The organism is Intestinibacillus massiliensis (genome assembly GCF_900155735.1).
GTDB lineage: Bacteria > Bacillota > Clostridia > Oscillospirales > Butyricicoccaceae > Intestinibacillus > Intestinibacillus massiliensis.
Window position 1 is genome coordinate 54,103 of sequence record NZ_LT707054.1, and the last position, 9,259, is coordinate 63,361.

Here is a 9,259-nt window from a genome sequence, read left to right on the forward strand (position 1 = left end):
GGCCGCGCCCGCGCGCGCCGCCGCGATCCCGGCCTGCTGCGCCGCGAGCACGGTTTCATATACGCGGCGCATTTCGTCGGTGCAGTGGCCGACCGCCACGGTGCGCGTCATGTCGGAACAGTAGCCGTCCACGATACAGCCGAAATCCATCGTGACGAAATCGCCGTCCGCAATGGCCTTGCCCGAAGGCACGCCGTGCGGCTTGGACGAATTCGCGCCCGAGACCACGATCGGGTCAAAGGACATGTTTTCGCCGCCGTACAGCAGCATCAGGTAGGTCAGCCGCGCCGCGACCTGCTTCTCGGTCACGCCCGGGCGGATATCGTTCAGCGTTTCCGCGAGCGCGCGTTCCGCGATGCGCTGGGCGCGGACGATGCATTCGACCTCGCGCGGCTCCTTGATAAGGCGCAGCCGGTCCATAAAGCCCGCCTGGGGCGCCGCTTCGGCCGACAGCCCCTTTTCCCAGCCCTTGTAGGCCGCAAAGGTCAGCGCCTCGTCCTCAAGCGCAATGCTCTGCGCGCGGTCTGCCGCAATGCAGGCGTTTACCGCTTCACTGTAGCTCATGCCGGCGCCGACCTCGCGCACCTCGAAGCCCTGGATTTGCGCGCGCGCCGCTTCGATATAGCGGAAATCCGTGAAGAAAACGGCGCGCTGCGCGGAAATATAGCACGCGCCCGCCGAGGAGTGGAACCCCGTGGCATAGCGGCGGTTTTGCTCGCTGGTCAGCAGGAGCGCGTCAAAACCGGCGTTTGCCAGCGCCTTTTGGATTTTTGTGATCATACCATCATCGCCTTTACCGCATCAACCGCAAGCAGGTAGCTATCCTTACCGAAGCCTGCGATGACCCCCGCACACACCGGCGCGATCACCGACTGGTGCCGGAACTCCTCGCGCGCGTGCACGTTGGACATATGTACCTCGACGCACGGCAGGCGCACGGCCGCGATGGCGTCGCGGATCGCATAGCTGTAGTGCGTGTATGCGCCCGCGTTCATAATGATCGCGTCGCATTCGTCCATGGCCGCATGGATGCGGTCGATGAGCGCGCCCTCGCTGTTCGACTGGAACACCGAGCACTTCATCCCGAGCTTTTCACACTTCTGCACCACCTCGGCGTTGATCGCCGCCAACGTGTTGCGCCCGTAAATACCCGGCTCCCGCACCCCGGTCAGGTTCAGGTTCGGCCCGTGGATCAGCAGTACATGCTTCATTTTTGTCTCGCTCCCTCATATAGTTGTTTCATGGTGACCGCGTCCGCAGCCTGTGTGCCTGCGGATTCGCAGATAAAGGTCGGCGTGTAGCCGCGCTCCGCGGCGAGCGCCGCAACCGGTGCAAAATCCGGCCCGTAAACCGTATCCGCAAAGGTCAGATGGCGCTTTTCGCCTTTTTCACCGTATTCTATTTTGGAAAAATGGCTGTGGAACACACGCGTGCGCGCCACGCCGATGGTATTCTCCATCAGGTCGAACAGCCCCGCAAACGCCTCGCGGCTGTTGTACCGCCCCTGCGTGCGGGCGTTTAAGTGGCCGAAGTCAATGCAGGGCAGCAGCCGGTCGTCCTGTGCGACGAGCGCGCAGACCTCCTCCGCGCTGCCGATCACGCTCTGCTTGCCCATGGTCTCAAGGCACAGCGTCAGGCTGCCGAAACCTTCCTGCTCCATCAGGGACAGGATATTTCGCAGGTTTTTCGATGTGTTGGCGAGCGCCCGCGCGCGCGACAGCTTGCCCTGCCCGCCGCAGTGGACAGTCAGCCGCGTCGCGCCCATGGCCTTGGCCACGCGGCAGCTTGCCAGCACATAGCCTGCGTTTTTCTCCATGCGCACGGTTTCATCCGAAGACAGGTTGATGAAATACGGCGTGTGGATCGACATGGCGACGCCGTGCGCCGCCGCCTGCGCGCCGATTTTGGCGGCCGTCTCCTCGCCGACGTTTACGCCGCGGCCGCACTGGTATTCGTAGGCGTCCAGCCCCAGCGTGCTGAGCCAGCGCGGGGCGTCCACCGTGGCTTTGAAGCCCGCGTCCGCAAACGCCTGCGCGTTGCCTGCCGGGCCAAATCTTGCTTCCATTATTTTTTTCTCGCTTCCATCTGCTTTTTGCCGCGCGCGATAAAGCCGCGCTCAAACTGGTAGCGCAGGTTGATCCAAAAATCCTTGAGGTCGAGCGACCGCACATAGCAGGTCGCCGCCGCGCCCGCGCGGTTTCCGCCGCAGGTATCGGTATAAATCTGGTCGCCCACGACCGCGCATTCGCTGATCGGCACGCCGAGCACGGCCGCGCCGCGCTGGAACCCGCGCCGGAAGGGCTTGCCCGCCCGGCTGAGCCAGGGCACGTCCAGCCCTTCGCAGAAAACCTGCACCCGCCGTTCATTATTATTGGACAAAACAAGTACTTCTATGCCCGCGTCCAAAAAGCTGTGCAAGAAGGGGCGCAGCGTATCCGGCGGGGTCGCGTCGTGGCGCGACGCCATCGTCCCGTCGAGGTCGATCAGCATCCCGCGCGCGCCGTGGCCCTGCAGCAGGGCGGGCGTAATCTCGTAAATGGATTCAAACACATAAGTGGGGATCAATTTGCTCATAAGCTTCTCCTGTTGTACTTGTTTTGCCGCGTGCGACATATAGTAGTGTAATCGATTTTTTACGCGATGTCCAGAAAAAAGGAGTGATTTTACGTGTCGCTGCCCGCATCCGTCATCCTTGTCTGCGCCGGCGCGGATACTTCGCGCGCGGCCGGGCACGGCCACCCGCTGCTCGACCTGTGCTTCCGTGTCACGCCGCGCGGCGCGCTCGGGCGGCTCAAACTGAGCGTGCATACCACAGGGAACTATATCGGCATCGGCGACTTTCCCGCGCCGTCCGTCACCGTGCATCCCAAGACCTTTGTAAACGACGTGCTGTACGAGGCCGGACGGCTCCAGGCGCGCGGCGTTTTCGCGGATTTTGAATGCGGCTCCCCTTCCGCGCGCGCCCTCTGTACGGCGCTGGACGAGGCGCTCCAGGAACGCGGCCTGCCGTTTTTCGTCCCCGCGGCGCGCGCGCAGGACGTCCGCCACGCCATCCTGACGGTGGAAACCGCGGTCTCCGGCGGCAGCCTGCGCGGCATGGTCGCGGAATTGCAGGAGCAGTACGGCGCCGGGCGCATCGCCGCGCTGCTGCGGCCGGTCAGCGCCGATTTCTCCCTGCCAGCCGCATCGCCCGACGGCATGTCGCTCACGCCGGAGGCGCGCGAATCGCTGCGCGCGGCGCACGGCGCGCAGGTCTTCTTCTCCCACGAGCTGTGCGCCAAATACTATACCTATATGGACAAGGACGCGCACGGGCACTTCGTCCTGTTCGACGACGACAGCACCATGGAGGAAAAGATCATGCAGCTGCAAAAGCAGGAGGTGCGCCACCTCTTCGCCCTGTACCCGGATGTGGCCGGCATGCTGTAAGCGCCGTCAGGCCGTGATGTCCGCGATTGCCGCCCCGGTCAGCGCGATCAGGTCGGCGGGGCGCGTTTCGACCTGGTAGCCGACCTTGCCCGCCGAAACCATGATCGTCGGGATGTGCGCCGCCGTTTCGTGGAATACCGTACCGTACGCCTTTTTCATGCCGACAGGCGAGCAGCCGCCGCGCACATAGCCCGTCAGCCCGAGCAGTTCCTTGACATGCACCATTTCCACCGCCTTTTCCCCCACCGCGCGCGCCGCTTTCTTGAGATCGAGCTCGGCCGCGACCGGGATGACAAATACATGGATCGCGCCGCCCTTGCCGCGTGCCACAAGTGTCTTGAATACGGTATTGACGTCCTGCCCGAGCAATCCCGCGACCGTCACGCCGTCCACCGCTTCCTTCCCATGCGGATACTCATGCGGCGTATAGGCCACCTTCGCCTGCTCCAGGATGCGCATAACATTGGTCTTCACTTCCGTGTGCTTCGCCATTTGTACGGCCCGCCCTTCCATAAACTCATAACGGCAATATTATAGCGCCTTTGGGGACAAAAAACAACCCGCGCAGCCATGCCGCGCGGGCAGATTGCCGCACCTCCGCCGCGCCGGAGCGCGCCTTTGCCGGGGGGCGCTTTTGCCCGCCCCCATAAAACGGCGGCAAGCATCCCCTGCAAGGGCGCGCTTGCCGCCGCAAAACACATCCGGGATGGGATCCCGCGTGCGCATTTATCCCCGGTTTTTCTTGAGCACCTTGAGCCGGGAAAACTCCTCGCGCTCCTTCTCCTCCAGAGAGTCCGTGATGAACTTAACGTTGTCCTCAAACCGCGGGATGATGATGTTCTTAAGCGCATTGGCGCGCCGCTGCGTTTTTTTGATTGCGCTGGTCAGCCGGTAAATGCTGTTTTCCACCTCGGCCAGCCGCCCCGACAGCGCGCGCACCTGCATGAAGCAGCAATATGCGTAATCCAGGCGCGAATTGGTGTCGAGCAGGCTGTAGGCCGGGTCTGGGATATGTTCGCGCAGGGTCACGCCCGGCAGCTCGACGCCCATGACGCTGCGGTAGCTGATCTCGATGCCGCCCGCGACCGGCAGGCGCTCAGCCAGCGGCTCGATCACGCCAAGCGTAATGTTCGCCTGCTGCAGCGCGCGGTAAGCCTCGTCAAAGATCTCACGCACCTGCCCCTTCAGTTCCCGCGCCTCGTCGATGCGCAGCATCAGCTCGCGCACCAGGATGTTGCGCTTGCGGTCAAGCAGGTCGAAGCCCAGCGTGGACAGGCCCAGGTATTTCTTCGTCGTCAGCAGGTTGCCCTTGGTTGGCACGACCTGTTCCGCCATCGTATCCCTCCCCTTTCAGCCAATGCGCGGCTTTACTGGAACCGCTTTGCCTTTTCCGGATCATAATGCGCCGCCAGCACCTCCGGCTCGACGCGGTCAAGTTCCTCCCGCGGCAGCGTGGACAGCAGCGCCCACGCCAGGTCGAGCGTCTCCCCAATCGTCCGGTTTTCCGTAAAGCCCTGGTTTAAGAAGTAACGCTCGAACAGCCCGCCGAAGCGCAGGTGCAGCCGGTCGGAGGGTGCAAGCTCCTCTTCGCCGATGACCGACGCGAGCGCGCGGGCGTCCTGCACCTTGGCGTAGCTGGCAAAAAGCTGCGCGGACGCCGCGGAGTGGTCGTCGCGCGTGTAGCCCGCGCCGATGCCGTCCTTCATCAGGCGCGACAGGCTGGGCAGCACGGACACCGGCGGGTAAATCCCCAAATGGTCGAGGTTGCGGTCGAGGACGATCTGCCCCTCGGTGATGTAGCCCGTCAGGTCGGGCACCGGGTGCGTAATATCGTCGTTCGGCATGGTCAGGATCGGGATCTGCGTGACGGAGCCTTTTTTGCCCTTGAGCAGCCCGGCGCGTTCATACAGAGACGCGAGATCGGAGTAGAGGTAGCCGGGATAGCCCTTCCTGCCCGGGATTTCGCCCTTGGACGAGGAAAACTCGCGCAGCGCCTCGCAGTAGGCCGTCACGTCCGTCATGATGACCAGGACGTGCATATCGTGCTCGAACGCCAGGTATTCCGCCGCGGTCAGCGCGCATTTCGGCGTGAGGATACGCTCGATGATCGGGTCGTTCGACAGGTTGAGGAACATGCAGACATGCCCCATGACGCCCGCCTCGTCGAACGAGCGCCGGAAGTAGTCCGCCACGTCGTTTTTGACGCCCATCGCCGCGAACACCACGCCGAACTTCTCCCCGGCCTGCGCGGCGGTCTGCGCCTGCCGGACGATCTGCACGGCAAGCTGGTTGTGGCTCATGCCGGAGCCGGAAAAGATGGGCAGCTTCTGCCCGCGGATCAGCGTTACCAGGCAGTCGATCGAGGAAACGCCGGTCGCGATATAGTTGCGCGGGTATTCGCGCGCGACCGGGTTCATCGGGCTGCCGTTGATATCGCCGTATTTTTCCGCGTAAAGCCCGCCGAGGCCGTCCACCGGGCGGCCCGCGCCGTTAAAGACGCGGCCAAGCAGCTCCGGCGACAGCGGGAGCTGGAGCGGGTGCCCCAGGAAGCGGGTGCGCACGCCGTTCAGGGACAGGCCGGCGGTGCCTTCAAACACCTGCACGACCGCGCGCGCGCCGTCCAGCGCGATCACGCGGCCGGTACGCACCGAGCCGTCCGCAAGGGACAGCTCCACAACCTCCTCGTTGGATACGCCGGATACGCCGTCCAGCGCGACCAGCGGGCCGTTGATTTCCTGCAGGCCCAAACGTTCGACCTTCACCGCGCCTCACCGCCTTCCGCGCCCCTTGCGCGCAGCTCCGCGCAGGTTTGCCTGATTTCCGCCTCGTACCCGTCAAATTTGGACAGGTCGTCGTTCGGGATGTCGTATTTCATTTTAATCAGCTTGTCGAACAGCCCCGTGCCGAGCACGGTGGCGATCGGCACGCTCTGCTGCACCAGCCGCAAGGCCTCGTCGTACAGCAGCAGGATTACCTGCATCATGCGCAGCTGCTTTTCCATCGGCACATAGGTATCGTCCTTATGGAAGGCGTTCTGTTGCAGGAACCCCACGCGGATGACCTTCGCGGCCTCAATGACCAGCTTCTGCTCGTCGGGCAGCACGTCCGCGCCGATTAGCTTGACGATCTCCATCAGCTTGTCCTCCTCCTGGAGGATATTGTTCATGCGCTGGCGCACGGGCAGGAAATCCGGGGATACGTTCTTCTCATACCAGCCCGCCAGCTCGACCACGTACTCGGAATAGCTGGTCGACCAATTGATCGCCGGGTAGTGGCGCGCATAGGCCAGCGATTTGTCCAGCGCCCAGAAGCAACGCACAAAACGCTTTGTGTTCTGCGTGACCGGCTCGGAAAAGTCCGCGCCCTGCGGGGACACCGCGCCGATGATCGTCACGCTGCCCTCGGAGCCGTCCAGGTTTTCCATATAGCCCGCACGCTCATAAAACTGCGAGATACGGCTCGGCAAATAGGCCGGGAAGCCCTCCTCCGCGGGCATCTCCTCCAAGCGGCCGGAGATTTCGCGCAGCGCCTCCGCCCAGCGGGAGGTGGAATCCGCCATGATCGCGACATGGTAGCCCATGTCCCGGTAATACTCCGCAAGCGTCAGCCCGGTGTAGATCGAAGCCTCGCGCGCCGCGACCGGCATGTTGGAGGTGTTCGCGATCAGCACCGTGCGCGCGGACAGCGGCTGGCCGGACTTGGGGTCGATCAGCGCGCCGAACTCGTCGAGCACCTGGGTCATCTCGTTGCCGCGCTCGCCGCAGCCAATGTAGACGATGATATCCGCGTCGCACCACTTGGCGATCTGGTGCTGGGTCATGGTCTTGCCCGTGCCGAACCCGCCGGGCACGGCAGCCGTGCCGCCCTTGGCGATCGGGATCAGCGTATCGATGACGCGCTGCCCGGTCAGGAGCGGCCGGTCGATGGGCAGGCGCGCGCGACAGGGGCGGGGCGTCCGGATCGGCCACCGCTGCGTCATGGTGAGCACATGTTCCCGGCCGTCCCCATCCCGCAGGGTCAGCAGATGGCCATCCATCGTATATTCCCCGTCGGGCGCGGCAAACACGACCTCGCCCGACACGCCGGGCGGCACCATGATGCGGTGCTCGATCAGCGGGGTCTCGGGGCAGGCCGCAAAGACCGCGCCGCCCGCGAGCCGGTCGCCAGCTTTGACGCGTAGGGTAACCCGCCACTTTTTCCGGGTGTCCAGCGCGGACACGTCCAGCCCGGTCGGGATGAACGCGCCGCTTTGCGCCGCGATCACGTCCAGCGGGCGCTGGATGCCGTCGTAAATGCCGGTCAGGATACCGGGCGCGAGCGTGGCGCACATCGGCCCGCCCGTCGGCTCGACCGGTTCGCCGACGCGTAGGCCGGTCGTGTTTTCATAAACCTGGATGGTGGTCTCTTCGCTGTTCATGGCGATGACCTCGCCGAGCAGCCGCTTTTCGCCCACATGCACCATTTCCATCATGCTGAAGTCCGCGGTACGCCGCACCTTGACGACCGGGCCGTTGATTGCGCCGATTACATTCTGTGCCATCAGCCCTCACCGCCTTCCACTTCGTGCAGGATCACGCCGGAATGCGCACGGAACCAGTCCCGCTGCGCGGCAAGCGCGGCGTCCAGCGTGGCGTCCGCGCGGACGCCGTGCTCCGCGTCGGCGGCTGCCGCGCCGCCGCGCCGGAACGTCCCGTCCGTACGGATTTCCCCCTGCCAGATGTCCCGCAGGCCGTCCGCATACCCCGCGTCCTCCGGGCGCAGGGACAGCGCCGCCCCGGTTCCGGGCAGCGTTTCTCGCAGGCGGCGCACGCAGCCCCGCAGATATCCTTCGTATTCCTCGGAAGCTGCTAAGGCCGCGAGCCGCGCCCCCGTTTCTTCAAAAACCCCTTCGGTCAGGGTTTCGCGCAGGCGCAGCAGCCTTGCGCGGCATGCCGCGCCGGCACGCGCCACCGTCTGGCGGCTTTCACGCGCCGCCTGTACGCGCGCCTGGGCGATGCAGCGGTCCTCGCCCGCCTCCGCGCGCGCCTTTTCCCGTGCGGCGCGCGCCTGGCGGAGCGCCTCCATCTCCTGCTCCATGCGCGCGATCTCGGCCTCGGCCTGCGCGGTCATGGAGCGGCGGAAAGCGCCGAGTTTGGATTGTTCATTCATTCGGTTACCTCCCCGCGAGGGCTAACATTAAAACTGTACGGGCTTCCCCACGCCGCAGCGTGCCTATTTCCGGGATTGCAAAGGGCAACCCCATAAAAAGCCAGGGACGCAAGGCTTCCCGGACGGGTTGCTTAAATGGTGATGCCGATCGCGTCCTTGATGTACTCCGCGATGATGCTGCCGCTGTCGCCTGAGCCGTGGCGGTCGGGGATTTCCACAATCAGCGGCGTGCGGCGGTGCAGCTTATAGTCATACACCGTTTCCGCGCACAGGCGGATCAGCTTCTCGGTCATCAGGATGATGCCGATTTGCGAGTCTGCCATCGCGCGGTCGAGCGCCTCGAGCGTTTCGTGCTTCTCGTGCACGACCACGCCCTCGATCCCCGCCAGCCGCAGCCCCATCCGGGTGTCGATATTGTCGCTGAGCAGGAAAAATTTCATAAAACTCCCACCCTTACAGCTTGTTCAGGATCAGGATCGAGATCAGGAGTCCGTAAATCGCAACGCCTTCGCCGAGCGCGACGAAAATCAGCGACTTGCCGAAGGACTTCGGGTCCTCGGAAAACGCGCCGATTGCCGCGGGCGCCGCCGCCGCGACCGCAATACCCGCGCCAATTGCCGCCATACCGGTAACCAGCGCGGCCGCAAGATAGCCGAGGCCGATTGCAAGCCCGTCCTGCGCG

General features: G+C 64.3%; 12 protein-coding genes. 1 reads left to right on the forward strand and 11 read right to left on the reverse strand.

The annotated features are described in order from the left end of the window. From CZ203_RS04135 to CZ203_RS14525, 4 genes are all read right to left on the reverse strand, one after another. Positions 1–780, reverse strand: a 780-nt coding sequence (locus tag CZ203_RS04135; protein WP_087064912.1) for a M24 family metallopeptidase, incomplete at its 3' end; no start/stop codon positions are given. Beyond that, positions 777–1,211 (reverse strand): type II 3-dehydroquinate dehydratase, encoded by a 435-nt coding sequence (gene aroQ, locus CZ203_RS04140; RefSeq protein WP_087064913.1) that lies wholly within the window; start codon positions 1,209–1,211, stop codon positions 777–779. The genes aroQ and CZ203_RS04135, both read right to left, overlap by 4 nt. Continuing rightward, positions 1,208–2,065 carry a TIM barrel protein gene (locus tag CZ203_RS04145; protein WP_087064914.1) on the reverse strand — a complete coding sequence of 286 codons (858 nt, stop codon included), beginning with the start codon at positions 2,063–2,065 and terminating at the stop codon, positions 1,208–1,210. Before CZ203_RS04145 ends, aroQ begins: the two co-directional genes overlap by 4 nt. Beyond that, entirely contained in the window at positions 2,065–2,574 is a 510-nt protein-coding gene (locus CZ203_RS14525; RefSeq protein ID WP_159456356.1) for a YqeG family HAD IIIA-type phosphatase, read from the reverse strand. Before CZ203_RS14525 ends, CZ203_RS04145 begins: the two co-directional genes overlap by 1 nt. 93 nt (positions 2,575–2,667) lie before the next feature. On the opposite strand from CZ203_RS14525, the gene CZ203_RS04155 reads away from it, so the two are divergent. Next, positions 2,668–3,429 (forward strand): hypothetical protein, encoded by a 762-nt coding sequence (locus tag CZ203_RS04155; RefSeq protein WP_159456357.1) that lies wholly within the window; start codon positions 2,668–2,670, stop codon positions 3,427–3,429. Between the two features lie 6 nt (positions 3,430–3,435). On the opposite strand, the gene ybaK is transcribed toward CZ203_RS04155, so the two are convergent. From ybaK to CZ203_RS04190, 7 genes are all read right to left on the reverse strand, one after another. Further along, a complete protein-coding gene (gene ybaK, locus CZ203_RS04160) occupies positions 3,436–3,921 on the reverse strand; it encodes a Cys-tRNA(Pro) deacylase (protein WP_087064917.1) in 486 nt (161 codons plus the stop codon). Between the two features lie 234 nt (positions 3,922–4,155). Further along, on the reverse strand, positions 4,156–4,764 hold the full coding sequence (locus CZ203_RS04165) for a V-type ATP synthase subunit D (protein ID WP_087064918.1): 609 nt from the start codon (positions 4,762–4,764) through the stop codon (positions 4,156–4,158). Between the two features lie 32 nt (positions 4,765–4,796). Further along, on the reverse strand, positions 4,797–6,191 hold the full coding sequence (locus CZ203_RS04170; protein WP_087064919.1) for a V-type ATP synthase subunit B: 1,395 nt from the start codon (positions 6,189–6,191) through the stop codon (positions 4,797–4,799). Beyond that, positions 6,188–7,969, reverse strand: coding sequence for a V-type ATP synthase subunit A (locus CZ203_RS04175; protein WP_087064920.1), 1,782 nt, complete (start codon positions 7,967–7,969; stop codon positions 6,188–6,190). The genes CZ203_RS04170 and CZ203_RS04175 overlap by 4 nt, the downstream gene beginning before the upstream one ends. Beyond that, a complete protein-coding gene (locus CZ203_RS04180) occupies positions 7,969–8,577 on the reverse strand; it encodes a V-type ATP synthase subunit E family protein (RefSeq protein WP_087064921.1) in 609 nt (202 codons plus the stop codon). Before CZ203_RS04180 ends, CZ203_RS04175 begins: the two co-directional genes overlap by 1 nt. Before the next feature lie 131 nt (positions 8,578–8,708). Then, entirely contained in the window at positions 8,709–9,017 is a 309-nt protein-coding gene (locus CZ203_RS04185; RefSeq protein WP_087064922.1) for a V-type ATP synthase subunit F, read from the reverse strand. Positions 9,018–9,030: 13 nt separating this feature from the next. Next, positions 9,031–9,259: ATP synthase subunit C (locus CZ203_RS04190; protein WP_235847455.1), on the reverse strand; the 229-nt coding region annotated here is incomplete at its 5' end.

What these genes read in the sequence shown, in the direction of transcription:
- CZ203_RS04180 (WP_087064921.1), bottom strand. Translation starts at nt 8,577, where the DNA reads ATGAATGAACAATCCAAACTCGGCGCTTTCCGCCGCTCCATGACCGCG.
- CZ203_RS04175 (WP_087064920.1), bottom strand. Translation starts at nt 7,969, where the DNA reads ATGGCACAGAATGTAATCGGCGCAATCAACGGCCCGGTCGTCAAGGTG.
- aroQ (WP_087064913.1), bottom strand. Translation starts at nt 1,211, where the DNA reads ATGAAGCATGTACTGCTGATCCACGGGCCGAACCTGAACCTGACCGGG.
- CZ203_RS14525 (WP_159456356.1), bottom strand. Translation starts at nt 2,574, where the DNA reads ATGAGCAAATTGATCCCCACTTATGTGTTTGAATCCATTTACGAGATT.
- CZ203_RS04145 (WP_087064914.1), bottom strand. Translation starts at nt 2,065, where the DNA reads ATGGAAGCAAGATTTGGCCCGGCAGGCAACGCGCAGGCGTTTGCGGAC.
- CZ203_RS04185 (WP_087064922.1), bottom strand. Translation starts at nt 9,017, where the DNA reads ATGAAATTTTTCCTGCTCAGCGACAATATCGACACCCGGATGGGGCTG.
- ybaK (WP_087064917.1), bottom strand. Translation starts at nt 3,921, where the DNA reads ATGGCGAAGCACACGGAAGTGAAGACCAATGTTATGCGCATCCTGGAG.
- CZ203_RS04165 (WP_087064918.1), bottom strand. Translation starts at nt 4,764, where the DNA reads ATGGCGGAACAGGTCGTGCCAACCAAGGGCAACCTGCTGACGACGAAG.